General features: G+C 73.1%; 15 protein-coding genes. 11 read left to right on the forward strand and 4 right to left on the reverse strand.

What is annotated here, in order from left to right; translation table 11 throughout:
- Positions 1-101: 101 nt before the first annotated feature.
- Positions 102-968, reverse strand: coding sequence for an SDR family oxidoreductase (locus tag AB0N17_RS01460; protein ID WP_366009000.1), 867 nt, complete (start codon positions 966-968; stop codon positions 102-104).
- A gap of 60 nt (positions 969-1028) precedes the next feature.
- On the reverse strand, positions 1029-1445 hold the full coding sequence (locus tag AB0N17_RS01465) for a hypothetical protein (protein ID WP_366009001.1): 417 nt from the start codon (positions 1443-1445) through the stop codon (positions 1029-1031).
- A gap of 497 nt (positions 1446-1942) precedes the next feature.
- Between AB0N17_RS01465 and AB0N17_RS01470 the strand changes: the two genes are divergently transcribed.
- Together AB0N17_RS01470 and AB0N17_RS01475 are read left to right on the forward strand one after the other, a co-directional pair.
- On the forward strand, positions 1943-2116 hold the full coding sequence (locus AB0N17_RS01470; RefSeq protein WP_366009002.1) for a hypothetical protein: 174 nt from the start codon (positions 1943-1945) through the stop codon (positions 2114-2116).
- 63 nt (positions 2117-2179) lie between these two features.
- Positions 2180-2665 carry a GNAT family N-acetyltransferase gene (locus AB0N17_RS01475; RefSeq protein ID WP_366009003.1) on the forward strand — a complete coding sequence of 162 codons (486 nt, stop codon included), beginning with the start codon at positions 2180-2182 and terminating at the stop codon, positions 2663-2665.
- On the opposite strand, the gene AB0N17_RS01480 is transcribed toward AB0N17_RS01475, so the two are convergent.
- Positions 2662-4014 carry an amidase family protein gene (locus tag AB0N17_RS01480; RefSeq protein WP_366009004.1) on the reverse strand — a complete coding sequence of 451 codons (1353 nt, stop codon included), beginning with the start codon at positions 4012-4014 and terminating at the stop codon, positions 2662-2664. The genes AB0N17_RS01475 and AB0N17_RS01480 overlap by 4 nt on opposite strands.
- 222 nt (positions 4015-4236) lie before the next feature.
- Here AB0N17_RS01480 and AB0N17_RS01485 point away from each other — a divergent pair, with 222 nt between their 5' ends.
- From AB0N17_RS01485 to tsaA, 3 genes are all read left to right on the forward strand, one after another.
- Positions 4237-4671 carry an ester cyclase gene (locus AB0N17_RS01485; protein ID WP_366009005.1) on the forward strand — a complete coding sequence of 145 codons (435 nt, stop codon included), beginning with the start codon at positions 4237-4239 and terminating at the stop codon, positions 4669-4671.
- A gap of 1 nt (position 4672) precedes the next feature.
- Positions 4673-5638: a menaquinone biosynthesis protein gene (locus AB0N17_RS01490; protein WP_366009006.1), complete on the forward strand. Its 966-nt coding sequence runs from the start codon at positions 4673-4675 to the stop codon at positions 5636-5638.
- 61 nt (positions 5639-5699) lie between these two features.
- Positions 5700-6104, forward strand: coding sequence for a tRNA (N6-threonylcarbamoyladenosine(37)-N6)-methyltransferase TrmO (gene tsaA, locus AB0N17_RS01495; protein WP_366009007.1), 405 nt, complete (start codon positions 5700-5702; stop codon positions 6102-6104).
- A gap of 49 nt (positions 6105-6153) precedes the next feature.
- On the opposite strand, the gene AB0N17_RS01500 is transcribed toward tsaA, so the two are convergent.
- The gene (locus tag AB0N17_RS01500) at positions 6154-7200 is read right to left on the reverse strand and encodes a LacI family DNA-binding transcriptional regulator (RefSeq protein WP_366009008.1); all 1047 of its coding nucleotides are present in this window, start codon (positions 7198-7200) and stop codon (positions 6154-6156) included.
- 219 nt (positions 7201-7419) lie between these two features.
- Here AB0N17_RS01500 and AB0N17_RS01505 point away from each other — a divergent pair, with 219 nt between their 5' ends.
- From AB0N17_RS01505 to AB0N17_RS01530, 6 genes are read left to right on the forward strand one after another with little or no spacing between them, the layout of a single operon-like run.
- Positions 7420-8709 carry an extracellular solute-binding protein gene (locus AB0N17_RS01505; RefSeq protein ID WP_366009009.1) on the forward strand — a complete coding sequence of 430 codons (1290 nt, stop codon included), beginning with the start codon at positions 7420-7422 and terminating at the stop codon, positions 8707-8709.
- Positions 8710-8715: 6 nt separating this feature from the next.
- On the forward strand, positions 8716-9603 hold the full coding sequence (locus AB0N17_RS01510) for a sugar ABC transporter permease (protein ID WP_366009010.1): 888 nt from the start codon (positions 8716-8718) through the stop codon (positions 9601-9603).
- Positions 9600-10505: a carbohydrate ABC transporter permease gene (locus tag AB0N17_RS01515; RefSeq protein ID WP_366009011.1), complete on the forward strand. Its 906-nt coding sequence runs from the start codon at positions 9600-9602 to the stop codon at positions 10503-10505. Before AB0N17_RS01510 ends, AB0N17_RS01515 begins: the two co-directional genes overlap by 4 nt.
- A gap of 36 nt (positions 10506-10541) precedes the next feature.
- A complete protein-coding gene (locus tag AB0N17_RS01520) occupies positions 10542-11798 on the forward strand; it encodes a glycosyl hydrolase (protein WP_366009012.1) in 1257 nt (418 codons plus the stop codon).
- Positions 11795-13804 (forward strand): endo-beta-N-acetylglucosaminidase, encoded by a 2010-nt coding sequence (locus AB0N17_RS01525; protein WP_366009013.1) that lies wholly within the window; start codon positions 11795-11797, stop codon positions 13802-13804. Before AB0N17_RS01520 ends, AB0N17_RS01525 begins: the two co-directional genes overlap by 4 nt.
- A 39-nt stretch (positions 13805-13843) precedes the next feature.
- On the forward strand, positions 13844-16864 hold the full coding sequence (locus AB0N17_RS01530; protein ID WP_366009014.1) for a glycoside hydrolase family 38 C-terminal domain-containing protein: 3021 nt from the start codon (positions 13844-13846) through the stop codon (positions 16862-16864).
- Positions 16865-16947 lie beyond the last annotated feature (83 nt).

Consider the following 16947-nt stretch of genomic DNA (forward strand, 5'->3'; position numbering starts at 1 on the left):
GCGGCCGGCCCTGTCCCAGGGCGAAACGGTCGTGCCGGGTGCCGGGTGCCGGGTCCCGGTGCGCGGGCGACTCGTTCTCCACAGCTGTGATCCATCGGGCTTCATGGCTGTGATCCATCAGCGGACCCCGTGGGACCGCCGGCCCTCCGGGGCCGACGCGTCGCCGCGGGGACCCCGGGCGCCCGGCGCAGCCGTTCGTGCACGGCGTACGCCCCCGCTCCGGAGGCGGCCCGCACCCGGGTCCCCCCGTCCACCAGCAGGTCCGCCCCGGTGATCCACTCGGCCTGGTCCGACACCAGCCACACCACGGCCCGCGCCACGTCCCGCGGCTCCCCGATCCGCCCGAGCGGCAGCCCCGCGGCCACCTCCTCCTCGCCCGCCTCCCACACGAACCGCGCCATCTCGGTGCGGACGAGCCCGGGCGAGACGGAGTTCACCCGCACCCGGGGCGCCAGTTCCCCCGCCAGCTGCCGGGTGAGGTGGAGCAGAGCCGCCTTGGTGGTGCCGTAGGCGCCCACGTGCGGCCCGACGTGCCCGGCGCCCTCGGTGCACACGTTGACGACGGCCCCGCCGTGCTCGCGCATCCAGCTCCGCCACGCGCACTGCACCAGCCGCAGCGGTGCCTCCACGTTCACGGCGAACGCCTCCCGCCACGCCTGCGGATCGGCCTCCGTCAGCGGCCCGTACGGCCGGTTGGTCGCCGCGTTGTTGACGAGCACGTCCAGCCGCCCGAACGTGCGCAGCACCAGCTCCGTCACCGCCTCGGGATGCCCCGGGTCGGCCACGCTCCCGGCCAGCCCGATGCCGCCCAGCTCGGCGGCCGTCCGCCGTACTTGGACCGGGTCCCGCGCGGTCACGCAGACCCGCGCCCCGGCCGCCGCCAGCGCACCGGCGACCGCGCGCCCGATCCCGCGCGTCCCGCCGGTGACGACGGCCACCCTGCCGCTCAGCCCGTCCGACGACGTCATCGCCGTACCGTCTCATGACGGCCCGTCAGTCACCAGGGGTGTGAGGAGACGGCGCGGGGATCAATCGACCGCGCCGAGACGGGAGTTGCGGGCGGCCACCAGCTCCAGCACCGTGCGCCAGTCCTCCAGCACGCCCGCGTCGAAGGCCGCCGTACGGCTCTCGTCGTCGGCCTGGCGCAGCCGCAGGACATCGTCGTCGGCGGGCGAGCCGGAGGAGGCGGGGTCGCGGTCCCCGCGCACCAGCCGGAACACCCGCTCGCCGAGCAGGGCGCGCACCGCCTCGGCCGCGCAGCGTGCCCGGCCCGCCTCGTCGTCACCCGGGCACAGCACCGGTCCGATGCCGTGGACCAGCCCCGCGACCTGGAGCTCCTTGTCGGCGGGACGTCCGCGGCGCAGCAGCGCGGCGGTCCGCAGCGCGCGCTGGTGCCGGCCGGCGTACAGCAGATCCATCAGCTCCTCGACGCTGCGCAGCTCCATGCGTCAGTCCTTCCGCGGGACAGCCGTTGCCGCACGCCAGCAGATCATGGCGAGCTTGCGCCCCGGCCAACGGCACCTGAACTGCACCACGCCGGGCCACCGGACCCGTATCACATTCGAAGAAACGTTCGCAGATATAGGCCGAGTGGGTGATTCCACCTCTCGCGCGAGTGATGCGCCTTGGGTTAAATAGCTGCATATTGAGGTGTATTGGGGGGCTGCGCGTAGCGCGGAAGTTACACCTTGTTTGCACTCCCTATCGAGCGGACGCCCGCTCATTTGGTTAATCTGGAGGGGACGGACAGCAGTACGGGGTCCCACCCACACCCACGGTCCGTCCCGGGGCGAGCCGGCGGACATCGGCCTGCTCTGACACGAGAGAACCGGCGCCACCGCGCCCGAACTGGCCTTCCACCCAGACCCGAGCGGGCGTCGAGCAGCCGAGCGCAGGCTGTCCGGTATGCCCCGAGGGTGACCCGACACATAAGGAGTGCGCGGTGACACCGGAGAAGACGAATCGAGACAAGCGCCCCGAGGAACACACGGAGCGCGCGGGCCGCCGGCCCGGAGAACTGGGCAGCCTGGACGTGTGGGCCCGGTCCGCCCCGATCCGCCTCGCGGGGTACGAGGAAGACCTCGCCGAGCCGCACATCCTGCCGAGCGTGGACTGACCCCGCGGCCGGACCCGACAACGATCGCCGCACGCGTGGGCGTGACATGACAGACTCGCGCCCATGCTGATCAGAGAAGCCGTGGCCGAGGACTGGCCGCGGATCTGGCCTTTCTGGCACCGGATCGTCGCCGCCGCCGAGACCTACGCGTGGGACCCGGACACCTCTCAGGAGGCGGCCCGCGAGCTGTGGATGAGCCCGGCCAAGCGCGTCTACGTCGCCGAGGACCCCACCGGAACGGTCGTGGGCTCCGCCTACCTCACCCCGAACTACGGCGGCCCCGCCTCCGGCGTGGCCAACGCGGGCTTCATGGTCGACCCGGACCACGCCGGCCGCGGTGCGGGCCGCGCCCTCGCCACGCACCTGCTCGCCGAGGCGAAGGACCAGGGCTACCGCGCGATGGTCTTCAACGCCGTGGTGGAGACCAACCCGGCGGTCGGCCTGTGGACCTCCCTCGGCTTCACGATCCTGGGCACGGTCCCGGAGGCGTACGAGCACCCGCGGCACGGCCGGGTGGGGCTGCACATCATGTACAAGGCGCTGGACTAGGCGGCCGGCGACCCCGTGGCCGTCCGCCGCCACGGGCGCAGGTCCTGAAGTTCCTCGGCCAGGTCCAGCAGGACCGCCTCCGTGCCCGGGCGGCCCACGAGCTGCACCGCGCAGGGGGCGCCCGAGGGCAGGGCACCGAAGGGGACCGACATCGCCGGCCAGCCCGTCAGGTTCCAGGGCGGGGTGAAGGGCGAGTAGGCGGTGTTGGCCAGGATGTTCCGCAGCCAGCCGCGCCGGTGCCACGGGGCCGCCGTGGGGGAGCGGCGGGCGAGGGCCGGGGTCAGCAGGACGTCGTGCTCGGTGAAGAAGGGGGTCAGACGGGCGCGCAGCCGCTCGCGCCCGTCGCCGGTGCGGACCGTGTGCACGAAACGGCGGCCCAGGGCCGCGTGCACCCGGGTGCGCCGGGCCAGCAGGGCCGGGTCGAGGCCCTCGGCGTCCACCGCCGTACCGGCCGTCCAGTGCCGGAGCGCGGTCACCCCCAGGGAGAGCGGATAGGGCGGCTCGGCCCGCCGGACCCGGTGCCCGGACCCGGCGAGCAGTCCGGCCGCCTCCCGGACCGCGGTCGTATACGACTTGCTCACGGCGACCCCGGCGAGCGGGCTGCGCAGGGCGACGGCGATCCGCCGGCGCTCCGGCTCCCGCGTCCGGGAGAAGCCGGTGCCGGCGAGGACGCCGAGCGTCAGCCGCAGGTCCTCGACCGTCGTGGCCAGCGTGCCGTTCTCCGCCATGCCGAACCAGTCGCCGTTGCCGATCCCGGCCGGCACCACCCCGTACCCCGGCTTCAGGGTGACCAGCCCGCAGTTCGCGGCCGGGATGCGCAGCGAGCCCATCCCGTCGTTGCCGAGCGCGACCGGCACCAGCCCCGCGGCGACCGCGGCCGCGCTGCCGCCGGACGAACCGCCCGCCGTGCGCGTGGTGTCCCACGGGTTGCGGGCGGTGCCGTACACGCCCTCCGTGGTGCCGAAGACGCACAGCTCGGGCACGTTCGTCAGGCCGACGACCACCGCACCGGCCGCCCGCATCCGGGCCACCGTGACATGGTCCTCGGCGGCCGGGGTGTCGGGGGTGGCGGCGGAGCCGTCCCGGTGTGCCTCGCCGCGCACCGCCAGATTGTCCTTCACGGCCAACGGGACGCCCGCGAGCGGAAGTTCGGCCAGATCGGAACGGGCGGCCAGCTCGTCCGCCTCGGCGAGCGCCGCCTGCGCCCGCACCGTGCGGAACGCCCCGATCCGCCCGTCGAGCCGCTCGATCCGCGCGAGGTGCCCGGCGACCACCTCTCGCGGTGTCACCCGCTTCTCCCGTACGGCGGCGGCGATCTCGGCGGCACTCCGCCCGGCCCAGTCGGCCACGGGCCCTCCTCAGGTCAGTCGTCGGCTACTCGCTGGTACGCATCACGGCGCAGGGAGAACTGTGCCCGGTCGCGGGCGGTACGTCGAGGGGGCGGCGCCGAGGCGCTCACAGCGGCTCCACGCCGGCCGGCCAGGGCCCGTCCGCGCGAGGTCACGTCACATTCCCGGTGCCTGTGCCGTCCTACTGCTGAGACATCGTGCAGCACGCAGAGGAGAGACCGCATGCCGGCCGCCGGATCCATCAGCAGCACAGCGACGCTCGAGCGCTTCCACTCCGCCGTGAACAGCGGCGACCCGGACACCATCGCGAAGGCCATCGACGAATGCGTCGTACCGGACGTGCTCTTCCACGCGCCGGTACCGATGGGCGCGACGGGGGCGGAGGCTCTGAAGCGGGTCTGGGAGGTGCTCCTGCGCGCGTTCCCCGACATCCACGTCACCGTCGAGGAGACGATCACGGAGGGCGACAGGATCGTCTCCAGGAACACGGTGACAGGGACCCACCGGGGCGACTACCAGGGCCTGCCGCCCACCGGGAGGACCGTCACCTACGACGAGATCTTCGTCTTCCGCTTCGCCGACGGACGGATCGCCGAGATCCGGGGCGTCGTCGACGTCCTCACGCAGCTGCGTCAGCTCGGCGCCCTGCCCTCCTGACGTGGAGCGCGGACACGACACCGGCCGTGAGCGGCGCCGCCCGCGGCTGGGGCACACCGGGTCCCTCGACTGCGTGCCGCTGTACTGGGGACTCGCCCGCACCACGGCCCTCCTGGACGTCGACCTGGTGGCCGACACCCCGGACGGTCTCGCCAGGCGGCTGCTCGCGGGCGATCTCGACATCGCGGCGGTGCCCGCCGTCACCTATCTGCGGCACAGCGAGGAACTGCTCGCGCTGCCCGGCATCGCCTCCGGAAGCGACGGGCCGATGATGTCGGCCGTGCTGGTCAGCAACGTCGGCATGGACGAACTGCACGGCGCCGACGTCGCGTTGGCTCCCGCCGGGCCCACCTCCCGGCGGCTGGCGCGACTGCTGCTGGAGGAACGGTACGGCGTGGCCTCCCGGTACGTGCCCGGCTCCCGGGACCCGGTCGCCGTCCTGCGCGGCGCGGACGCCGCCGTGCTGTTCGGGGACGCGGCGCTGGACGCCACGGTGTCCCTGGCCCGGACGCCCCGCGGGCCGCGGGTGCACGACCTGGCCGGGCTGTGGCGCGAGTGGACCGGTCTGCCGTTCGTCTTCGCGGTCTGGGCGGTGCGCCGCGAGCCGGCCAGGCGCCGGCCGGACGCCGTCGCCGCGGTGCACCGCGGTCTGCTGGCCGCCCGCGACCTCGCCCGCGCCGAGAACGCCGAACTCGCCGCGCGCACCGCCCGCTGGGAGCCGTTCGACGCGCCCACGCTGGAACGCTACTTCGGCCGCGCCCTGGACTACTCGTTCGGGCCGCGCCAAGTCGCCGGACTCGCGGAATTCGCCCGCCGCACGGGCCACGGTGCCCCGGCTGTGGTGTCGGGGGAGTGGTTCCGCGGGGTGGGCGAAGCGGTACCTGCGGCTTCGTGCGGGACGACGGCGCGAAGCGGAGGTGAGCCGGACGCTGCGTGCCCGGGATGTGGAGGGCTGCGACGGCTATGATCCGGCGTCCTGGAGGAGGAACGCTCCGGGACCCCGCCGGCCCGGAAAGGACCGATCGCTCGTGAACGCGTACACGCTGCACCCCATCGGGCGCGTCGAGTCGCCCCTGACCGACCGGGCGGCGGCACCCCGGCAGCCCGACGAGGGAGCCCCCGACGCCTGGCTCGTCTTCGACGACCGGTACGCCCCGGCCCTGGAGGGCCTGGTCCCCGGCACGGACGTACTCCTGCTCACCTGGCTCGACCGCGCCGACCGCGACACGCTCACCGTCCACCCGCGCGGCGACGCCACCCGGCCGCGCGCAGGCGTGTTCGCCACCCGTGCTCCCGGCCGTCCCAACCCGATCGGCCTGCACACCGTCCACATCCTCGCGATCACGGGTACGCGCGTGCACGTCCGTAACCTCGAAGCCCTCGACGGGACCCCGGTCCTGGACGTCAAACCGCTGCTCCACGAGCGTGGTTGACGCCCCTTGAGCACCCCGGTGAGCGCTCTCCACCGCGCCGGACCGGCTCTCAGGCGCCGGCCGCCGGCCCCGTGCTGCCCCGGCCCGTCAGCCGTGGCACCGGCACCCCCACCGAGCGGGCCGCGTCGCCGTCCAGCAGGGCCAGCAGCTCCCGCGCCGCCGTCCGGCCGAACTCCACGCTGTCCCGGGACAGCGCCGACAGCCGGGGCGTGACCATGCGGCACAGGGCCGAGTCCTCCCAGGACACCACCGACACGTCCCGCGGGACCCGGAAGCCGCGTTCGACGGCGGCGGCGACACCGGCCACGGCCATCACGTCGTTGTCGTAGATGAGCGCCGTCGGGGCGGGACGGTCGCCGAGGACACGGCGGGTGACCGCGGCGCCCTGGGCGTCGGAGTAGTCGGTGGTGACCGAGCGGACCTCGCCGAGACCGCGCCGGTCCGCCTCCGCGCGCAGGGTGGCGACACGGCGCTGGGTGTGGGCCAGGTCGGGCAGGCCGGCGATGTGCACGATCCGGCGATGGCCGAGCGCCGTCAGCTCGTCCACCACGGAGGCCATCGCGCCCGCATCGTCCGCCCAGACCGTCGACAGGCCGGGATGGCGGACGTCGGGAGCGCCGCCGATCACGACCGCCGGCAGGCCCAGCTCGTCCAGCAGGCCGGGCCGCGGGTCTGCGGAGCGCGGGTCGGCCACCAGCACACCGTCCACCCGGTGCTCCGCCCACCAGCGCCGGTACACCGCGCACTCCTCGGTCACGTCCTGCGCCACCTGGAACAGCAGGCCCAGATGGCGCTCGGCGAGCACCTCCTGGATGCCGGAGACCAGCTGGAGGAAGAACGAGTCGACGCCCAGGGTGTGCGCGGGCCGGGCGAGGACGAAGCCGACGGTGGCCGCGCCCTCGCCCGACAGCTGCCGCGCGGCCGTGCTGGGACGCCAGCCGAGCTGCTCGGCCACCCGGCGGACCCGGGCACGGGTGGTCTCGGAGACACCAGGGCGGCCGTTGAGCGCGAAGGACACGGCGCTCTCGGACACCCCGGCCCGCCGGGCGATGTCCTTCATGGTGGGCCGACGTGCGGGCGACCGTCTGTCCGGCACGATTCCCTCTCTTCCCGACGTTTTCGCTAATGCGCTTGAGTGTCAAGACCCTAAAGCGCATTAGTGATTGATGGCAAGATCTCGATCGGACTCCACTGACCTGCACTAATGAGGGACTGATTTCTTTAGCTCCGACGAACTCATTGACTTCTCCGGAAAACCCCGTGCAGGGTCGTCGGCGCCACCAACCGCCAGACGCCGCAAAGGAGTCGTGTCACCGTGCCCATGTCCCGCAGAGCCCTGGCCGCCATTGCCGTCGCCCTCGTCCTGCCACTGAGCGCCTGCGGGTCGGGCGGTGACGACGGCCCCGGCTCGACCGACGCCTCCGGCAAGGTCGAGGGCGACATCACGTTCCAGACCTGGAACCTGCGCGCCAACTTCAAGCCGTACTTCGAGGGCCTGATCGCCGACTTCGAGAAGAAGTACCCCGGCACCCACGTGAAGTGGGTCGACCAGCCCGCCGAGGGCTACCCCGACAAGCTCAGCGCCGACGCGGGCGGCGGCACCCTGCCCGACGTCGTCAACGTCTCCCCGGACCTGGTCGCCCCGCTCGCCAAGGCCGGCCTGGCCATGGACCTGGACAAGGCCGCCGCGAAGTACCGGTCCGAGTACCTGCCCGGCGCCTGGGCCGGCCACCAAGTGCCGGGCATGAAGGGCACGTACGCCTTCCCCTGGTACCTCAACACCGGCCCGCTCTTCTACAACAAGGTCCTCTTCCAGAAGGCCGGACTCGACCCGGACAACCCGCCGAAGACCTACGCGGACCTCTTCGCCGACGCCCTGCAGATGGCGCGGAAGAGCGACGGCAAGGTCGCCACCCTCGCCAACGTGCCCACCATCGAGGACTTCGGCCGCTACGGCGTCCCGCTGATGAACCGGCAGGGCACCGCGTTCGCCTTCAACAACGCCAAGGGAGTAGAACTCCTCACCGAGTACAAGAAGCTGTACGACGCGAAGGCGCTCGACCCGCAGGCGCTGACCGCGACCCCGGAGTCCTCCGGCAAGAAGTTCCTCACCGGCGCCGTCGCCATGAACCCCGGCAGCGCCCTCGACCTCGGCAACTTCAAGAAGAACGCGCCCGGCCTCTACAAGAACATCGGCATCACCGACCAGATCACCAGCACCGGGCACGTCAACATGTACGTGATGGGCGTGATGGTCAACTCCCGCACCCGGCACACCCCGGCGGCGGTCGCCTTCGCCCACTTCGTCACCGACGCGCGGAACCAGATGTCCTTCGCCAAGAAGGTCGCCATCTTCCCGAGCACCGCCGGCTCCCTGGACGACCCGTACTTCGCCAAGGAGGACGGCACCGACGAGACCCGGGTGCGCATCGCCGCCGCCAAGTCCCTGAAGACGGCCGTCAACTACACGCCCGTGCTGTTCAGCGACCAGATGAAGACGGCCCTGCGCAACGAGGTGGCCAAGGCGCTCCAGGGCAAGGAGAGCCCCGAGCAGGCCCTCGACAACGCTGTCGACGCCGCCGACCGCCTCCTGCGGCAGGGCTGACGGGCCATGGCCACGCCCGTCCGCATCAGGCGCCAGCTCCCCTTCAGCCCCTGGCTGTTCGCCGCGCCCGGGCTGCTCGTCACCGGCGTCTTCGTGCTCTACCCGTTCGTCTCCACCCTGGTGAACTCCTTCACCGACCGCCGCACCCTGGTCCCGGGCCGTTTCGTCGGGCTCGCCAACTTCCGCGAGCTGCTCCACGACGACATGTTCTGGACCGGCCTGCGCAACAGCACGCTGTACATCCTCGGTGTCGTACCCGCCCTGGTGGTGCTGCCGCTGCTGCTCGCGCTGCTGGTGCAGAAGAACATCCCCGGCATCACCTTCTTCCGGTCCGCCTTCTACACCCCGGTCGTCGCCTCGATCGTCGTGGTCGGGCTGATCTGGGTGTGGCTGCTGGACGAGCGGGGCCTGGTCAACTCGCTGCTGGAGGCGGTCGGGATCGGCCGGGCCGGATTCCTCAGCGACCAGTGGCTGCTCCTGCTGAGCGCGATGGCCGTCACGGTGTGGAAGGGCCTCGGCTACTACATGATCATCTATCTGGCCGCGCTGGCGAACGTGCCCCGCGAACTGCACGAGGCCGCCGCCGTGGACGGCGCGGGACCGGTGCGCCGCTTCCTCTCGGTCACCGTGCCCGCCGTGCGCTCCACCATGGTGCTGGTCGCCGCGCTCTCCTCGGTCGCCGCCTTCAAGGTGTTCTCCGAGGTGTACCTGATGGCCGGCCCGAGCGGCGGCCCGGCCGGCGAGGACACCACCCTCGTGATGCTCGTCCAGCGCACCGGCACCGGCCTGACCGGCCGCGTCGGCTACGCCTCCGCGCTGTCCGTCGTGGTGTTCGCCGTCACCGTCGTGCTGATGCTGCTCGTCCTGCGCGCCGACCGCAGGGAGGAGTCATGAGCGTCCTGGAGAAGGTACGGCCCGAGCCGGCCGCCACGGCGCGGCGGGAACCGCGCGTCACGGACGAACACGGCCGCCGGATCCGCGTCGGCGAGCTGCTCTGGCGCTACCTGCTGCTCCTCGGTGTCCTCGCGCTGACCGTCGGCCCGTTCCTGTGGCAGCTGTCCACCTCCCTGAAGGGGCCGACGGAGGACATCTACAGCTCACCGCCGAGCTTCCTGCCCGCCCACCCCACCCTGCACAACTACAGCCGGGTCGCCGACACCATCCCCGTCTGGGACTACGCCCTGAACTCGCTGAAGGTCGCCGCCGCCAACGTCGTCACCAACTGCGTCGGCTCGGCCCTGGCCGGCTACGCCCTGGCCCGGCTGCGCTACCGCGGCCGGCGCGTGACCACGCTGGTGTTCGTGCTGGCGATGCTCGTGCCCGTGGAGGGCATCGTCATCGCCCAGTTCACCACCATGCGCGAACTCGGCCTGAACAACACGCTCATCGGGGTCGTCCTGCCCGGCGCGATCGGCGCGATGAACGTGCTGCTCATGCGCAACGCCTTCCGCAACCTGCCGTACGAGATCGAGGAGGCCGCCTACGTCGACGGCGCCGATGTCTGGCAGCGGTTCCTGCGCATCGCCCTGCCGTCGGTGAGGGGGACGGTGGCCGTCGTCGCGATCTTCGCGTTCATGGGCGCGTGGGACGACTTCCTGTGGCCGCTCATCGTGCTCAGCGACCCGTCCAAGTTCACCCTGACCATCGGCCTGAACTACCTGCACGGCACCTTCGCAGGCGACGAACGGCTCGTCGCCGCCGGCACCGTGATCGCCGTGGCCCCGCTCATCGCCTTGTTCGCCTGCCTCCAGCGGTACTTCTTCCGCGGGGTCGGCGAAGGCGCCGTCAAGGGCTGATCCCGTACCCCCGTCCGCAAGGAGCAAGGATCCCGCATGCCCCCTGCCGTGCGCTTCGGCGTCAACTACACCCCGAGCCAGGGGTGGTTCCACCACTGGCTCGACTTCGACCTCGACTCCGTGCGCGCCGACCTCGACGCGATCGCCGCCCTCGGCCTCGACCACGTCCGCGTCTTCCCGCTGTGGCCCTACTTCCAGCCCAACCGCACCCTGATCCGGCCGCGCGCCGTCGAGCAGCTCGTCGCCCTCGCCGACGCGGCCGGGGAGCGCGGCCTCGACGTCAACGTGGACGGACTCCAGGGCCACCTGAGCAGCTTCGACTTCCTGCCCGCGTGGACCCGCACCTGGCACCGGCGCAACCTGTTCACCGACCCGGAGACGGTCGACGGCCAGGCCGCCTACCTGCGCACCCTCGCCGCCGCCCTCGCCGGCCACCCCCACTTCATCGGCATGACCGTCGGCAATGAGATCAACCAGTTCGCCGCCGGCCCCCACCCCGACCCCGACCGGATCACCGAGGGGGAGGCCGAACGCTGGCTGCGCCGGATGCTCACCGCCTGTGCCGAGGGCGCCCCCGGCCGACTCCATCTGCACGCCTCCTACGACGCCGCCTGGTACCAGGACGACCAGCCCTTCACCCCCGCCCACTCCGCCCGGCTCGGTGACCTCACCGCCGTGCACTCCTGGGTGTTCAACGGCACCGGACAGCGGCACGGCCGTACCTCCGTGCCCGCCGAGCACCACGCGGCCTGGCTGGTCGAGCTGAGCAAGGCCTGGGCCCTCGAACCCCACCGGCCGGTGTGGCTGCAGGAGGTCGGCGCCCCCGCGCCCCTGGTGCCCGCCGAGCACGCCGCCGCCTTCGCCGACGCCACCGTCACGGCCGTACGGGACTGCCCGGACCTGTGGGGCGTCACCTGGTGGTGCTCCTACGACGTCTCCCGCGACCTCGCCGACTTCCCCGAACTCGAATACGGGCTCGGCCTGTTCACCCACGACCGCAAGCCCAAGGACATCGCGCGCGTGCTGGCCGAGGCGGCCCGCACCCGGCACGATCCGCCCGCCGTGCGCGAGACCGCCCTCGTCGTCCCCGCGGACCCGGGCAGCCGCTCCCGGTGCGCACCCGGCGGGCCGGTGTTCGACGCGTTCTTCCGGCTCGTCGCCGACGGCGCCCGCCCCACCACCGTGCTGGACACGCGCGCCGAGGACAAGGACCACCTCGCCGCACGCGGCATCACCGAAGTCGTCGCTCCCGACCAGGTACTCCCCACCCCACCCGGAGGCACCCGCTCGTGAACCCCACCAGACGCACCGTCCTGATCGCCGCCGGCGCGGCCGGCCTGGCCCCCGCCCTCCCCGAAGCCGCCGTCGCGGCACCGCGCGCGGGAGCGGCGACGGCGCCGTACGCCTCGTACTGGTACCCGGACTCGCGGCCCGCCGGCAGCCCCGGCCCCGGCATCGCCTGGCGCAGCCTGAGGACCTGGCGCGCCGCCGACGACCCCGACCTCGCCTTCAACGCCGCGTCCGTGCCGCTCGCCGCCCGCTTCACCCCGACCCCGGCGAACCCCACGGCCCGCTCCGGGCAGGCCCGCGTTCAGGCCCTGGTCTCCTTCGGCCCCACCTCCTCCAACCCGTCCCAGGGATCGGCCACCGCCGACTTCTACGCCCTGACGCACTGGGCGTACCTCGACGAGCTGGTCTTCTGGGGCGGCTCGGCCGGCGAGGGCCTGATCCTCGCGCCGAACGCGCCCGTCGTGGACGCGGCCCACCGGCACGGGGTCCCGGTCCTCGGGAACGTCTTCCTGCCGCCGGTCGCGTACGGCGGACAGCTGCGGTGGACGCGGGACCTGGTGCAGCGGGACGCCACCGGGCACCACCCCCTCGCCGCGCAGCTCGTCGCGGTCGCGGCGGCGTACGGCTTCGACGGCTGGTTCGTGAACGCCGAGACGGGCGGCGGGAACACCGCGCTCGGACAGGCGATGCTCGGCTTCGTCAAGGAGCTGAAGACGCTCGCCGCCGCCCGGGGACAGCGGGTGACCTGGTACGACGCGATGACCGTGAACGGCACGGTCAGCTGGCAGGGCGCCCTGGACAGCCAGAACCAGGCGTTCTTCCAGGCCGCCGACGACATGTTCGTGGACTTCCGGTGGAGCGCGGGCACCCTCGCCTCCTCCGGCACCGAGGCGCAGCAACTCGGGCGCAGCAGATACGAGCTGTGGGCCGGAGTGGACGTCGAGTCGAACGGCTCCGGCACCGCGGTGGACTGGGACGCCCTCGTGCCGACGGCCAAGCCGCACATCGCCTCGATCGGCTTCTACCGGCCCGAGTGGACCCGCAACCACCTGCCCGACGGCCGGCGGGCCCCGGAGGACTTCCACGCGGCCGACGACCGGTTCTGGACGGGGCGGTCGCTGGACCCGTCCCGGCCGGACGGCACCGATCCGTGGCGGGCGCCGGCGGTGTCGGTGGCCGACCGGTCGACGGTGGCGGCGACGCCGTTCGCGAGCGTGTTCAACACCGGGCACGGGCTGCGGTGGTACGACGAAGGGGTCGTCACCTCGGAGGAGCCCTGGAACCATCTCGGCCTGCAGGACCGGCTGCCGTCCCGGCGGTGGGCGGTGCACACGGCGGGGCAGCGGCCGGCCGTCTCCTTCGACTTCGCGGACGCCTGGCGGGGCGGGAGCAGCGTGCTGGTCGAGGGCGCACTCGACGAACCGGCGATCCTGGACCTGTACGCGACACGCCTGCGGATCGGTGCCGGCACGGTTGTCGAGCTGACGCACCGGGCGGAGGCTGGGAGCGTGAACGTCGAGCTCGCCGTCGCCACCGCCGAGCCGGGCAGCGCCGGGTCGACACCGCCGTACACGTATCTGCCCGTGAACACGATCAACACCTGGCGGACGTCGACCGTGCGGCTCACCGGGCTGTCCGGCACCGTCCACGCCCTCGGCGTCCGGCTCACCGCGCCCGACGGCGGCCCGGTGCGCTGGCGGCTGGGCGGCCTCGCCGTCCACGACGCCACCACGGGCCCCGCGGCCCCCTCGGGCCTGCGGATCACCGCCGCCTCCGGAGGCGATCTGCGCTTCGCCTGGAACGCCGCTCCCGGCCCCGTCCGCCACTACGCACTGCACCGTCTCCTGCCCGACGGCACCCGCCGCTTCCTCGGCGGCACCTGCCAGCACGCCTGGTTCGCCGCCGGCCTGCAGCCCGCCCCGGGGGAGACGGCCGCACGGTTCGAACTGCGCACCGTGGGGGAGCTGTACAACACCTCGCCCCCCGTCTCCGTCACCCACCCCTGGTGATCACCGCGATCGCCCGGAACCCAGCAGGGAGCACCCCGCATGCATGACGACCGCACTCTGGTGGAAGCCCGCCTCAGGCGCGTCCTCGACGAACGCGTCCGTCCCGCCGTGTACCCCGCGTCCGTGCCGCTCCAGGTCGCGGTGTGGCACGCGCCCGGCGAGCCGGTACCGGTCGCCGAGGGGCTCGCCGCCGAGCCCGAGCCGATCGAGGTGGGCGCCCGCTGGGGTGCTCCGTGGGGCACCAGCTGGTTCCGGGTGACCGGGACCGTGCCCGAGGCCTGGGCCGGGAAGACCGTCGAGGCCCTGCTCGACCTGGGCTTCGACGAGAACATGCCCGGCTTCCAGTGCGAAGGCCTGGTCTACCGGCCCGACGGCACCCCGGTGAAGGGCCTGAACCCGCGCAACCAGTGGGTCCGCATCGGCGCGCCCGCCGCGGGCGGCGAGCAGGTCCGCCTGCACATCGAGGCGGCCTCCAACCCGGTCATCCTCGACTACCACCCCTTCCGGCCCACCCCGCTCGGCGACAAGGACACCGCCGGGCACGAACCCCAGTACACGCTCACCCGCATGGACCTCGCCGTCTTCGACGAGACCGTGTGGCAGCTGGTGCTCGACCTGGAGGTGCTCGGCGAGCTGATGGCCGAGCTGCCGGTGGACTCCACCCGCCGGCACGACATCCTGCGCGCCCTCGAACGGGCCCTGGACGCCGTCGACCTGCAGGACGTGAACGGCACCGCGGACCGGGCGCGCGCCCGGCTGACGGAGGTGCTCGCCGCGCCCGCCGTGCCGTCCGCCCACCGCATCAGCGCCGTCGGCCACGCGCACATCGACTCGGCGTGGCTGTGGCCGCTGCGCGAGACGGTCCGCAAAGTGGCCCGTACGACCTCCAACATGACCGCGCTCATCGAGGACGAGCCCGACTTCGTGTTCGCCATGTCCCAGGCGCAGCAGTGGGCGTGGGTGAAGGACCACCGGCCCGAGGTGTGGGCACGGGTGAAGAAGGCGGTGGCGGAGGGGCGGTTCGTGCCGGCCGGCGGGATGTGGGTGGAGTCGGACACCAACATGCCCGGCTCGGAGGCGATGGCCCGCCAGTTCGTGCACGGCAAGCGGTTCTTCCTCGACGAGTTCGGCGTCGACAACGAGGAGGCCTGGCTGCCCGACACCTTCGGCTTCGCCGCGGGACTCCCGCAGATCATCCGGGCGGCCGGCTCGAAGTGGCTGCTGACGCAGAAGATCTCCTGGTCGCAGACGAACAAGTTCCCGCACCACACCTTCTGGTGGGAGGGCATCGACGGCACCCGGATCTTCACCCACTTCCCGCCCGTCGACACCTACAACTGCTCCATGAAGGGCGCCGAGATCGCCCACGCGGTACGCAACTTCCGGGACAAGGGCCGCGCCCGGCACTCCCTCGCGCCCACCGGCTGGGGCGACGGGGGCGGCGGCACGACCCGTGAGATGGTCGCCAAGGCGGCCCGGCTGCGCGACCTTGAGGGCTCGGCCACCGTCACCTGGGACACCCCGCGCGCGTTCTTCGAGAAGGCCGAGGCCGAGTACCCCGAGCCGCCCGTCTGGGTCGGCGAGCTGTACCTCGAACTGCACCGCGCCACCCTCACCAGCCAGGCGAGGACCAAGCAGGGCAACCGGCGCAGCGAGCACCTCCTGCGCGAGGCGGAACTGTGGGCGGCCACCGCGGCGGTGCGCACCGGCTTCCGCTACCCCTACGAGGAGCTGGACCGCATCTGGAAGACGGTCCTGCTGCACCAGTTCCACGACATCCTGCCGGGTTCGTCGATCGCCTGGGTGCACCGCGAGGCACGGGCGACGTACGAGCGGGTCGCCGGGGAGCTGACCGGCATCATCGACGCCGCACAGCGCGCGCTGGCCGGTGAGGGCGGCACCGAGCTGGTGTTCAACGCGGCGCCGCACGAGCGGGCCCGGGTCGCCGCGGGCGGTGCCGGCAGCCCGGGCGCGGCGGGCGGCACCTCGCTCACCCCGCGCGGGGGCGGCGGGTTCACGCTGGACAACGGCCTGCTCCGGATCGAGGTCGACGACCGGGGCCTCGTCGTGTCCGCGTACGACCTCGCCGCCGGCCGCGAGACCGTCGCCCCCGGCGCGGCGGCGAACCTCCTCCAGCTCCACCCCGACTTCCCGAACATGTGGGACGCCTGGGACGTCGACTCCTTCTACCGCAACACGGTCACCGACCTCACGGACGCGGAGTCGGTGCGGGCCGGCGAGGACGGCGCCTCGGTGCGGATCGTGCGTGCCTTCGGCGCCTCCCGGGTCACCCAGGTGCTGTCGCTGCCGCCGGGGGAGCGGCGGCTGGAGATCGACACCGAGGTCGACTGGCACGAGACGGAGAAGTTCCTGAAGCTGGCGTTCCCGCTCGACCTGCACGCCGAACGGTACGCGTCCGAGACGCAGTTCGGGCATGTCCACCGCCCCACGCACACCAACACCTCATGGGAGGCGGCCAAGTTCGAGGCGTGCAACCACCGCTTCGTCCACCTGGAGGAGCCCGGCTGGGGCGTCGCCGTCGTCAACGACTCGACGTACGGCCACGACGTCACACGCACGGTCCGCGGCGCCGGTGACCGGGGTACGACCACCACGGTCCGGGTCTCCCTGCTGCGCGCCCCGCGCTTCCCCGACCCCGAGACCGACCAGGGTGTCCACCGCTTCCGGCACGCCCTCGTCCCCGGCGCCTCGATCGGTGACGCCGTCCGCGAGGGCTGGCGGATCAACCTGCCCGAGCGGCGGCTGACCGGCGCCCACGAGGTCGCCCCGCTGCTCGCCGTGGACGACGACGCGGTGGTGGTCACCGCGGTGAAGCTCGCCGACGACGGCAGCGGCGACGTGGTGGTCCGCTTCCACGAGGCCCACGGCGGCCGGGCCCGGGCCACCCTCGCGGCCGGCTTCGCGGTCGCGGACGTCACCGTGACGGACCTGCTGGAGCGCCCGGCCGGCGACGGGGAGCCGCCGGTGCGCGACGGCGACCGGATCACCGTACGGCTGCGGCCGTTCGAGCTGATGACGCTGCGGCTGCGGCGCGGCTGACATCCGCCTGCTAGGACGCCGTCCTCGGCGGTGGGACCGGGCACCGGTCCCACCGCGCTCCGGACGGGCAGCCGGCGGAGCCG

The organism is Streptomyces sp. NPDC051133, from assembly GCF_040682635.1.
Classification (GTDB): Bacteria; Actinomycetota; Actinomycetes; order Streptomycetales; family Streptomycetaceae; genus Streptomyces.

Excerpts from the sequence above, each read along its gene's own strand:
- AB0N17_RS01460 (WP_366009000.1), bottom strand. The coding sequence starts at position 968 with ATGACGTCGTCGGACGGGCTGAGCGGCAGGGTGGCCGTCGTCACCGGC.
- AB0N17_RS01515 (WP_366009011.1), top strand. The coding sequence starts at position 9,600 with ATGAGCGTCCTGGAGAAGGTACGGCCCGAGCCGGCCGCCACGGCGCGG.
- AB0N17_RS01475 (WP_366009003.1), top strand. The coding sequence starts at position 2,180 with ATGCTGATCAGAGAAGCCGTGGCCGAGGACTGGCCGCGGATCTGGCCT.
- AB0N17_RS01485 (WP_366009005.1), top strand. The coding sequence starts at position 4,237 with ATGCCGGCCGCCGGATCCATCAGCAGCACAGCGACGCTCGAGCGCTTC.
- AB0N17_RS01510 (WP_366009010.1), top strand. The coding sequence starts at position 8,716 with ATGGCCACGCCCGTCCGCATCAGGCGCCAGCTCCCCTTCAGCCCCTGG.
- AB0N17_RS01465 (WP_366009001.1), bottom strand. The coding sequence starts at position 1,445 with ATGGAGCTGCGCAGCGTCGAGGAGCTGATGGATCTGCTGTACGCCGGC.
- AB0N17_RS01530 (WP_366009014.1), top strand. The coding sequence starts at position 13,844 with ATGCATGACGACCGCACTCTGGTGGAAGCCCGCCTCAGGCGCGTCCTC.
- AB0N17_RS01520 (WP_366009012.1), top strand. The coding sequence starts at position 10,542 with ATGCCCCCTGCCGTGCGCTTCGGCGTCAACTACACCCCGAGCCAGGGG.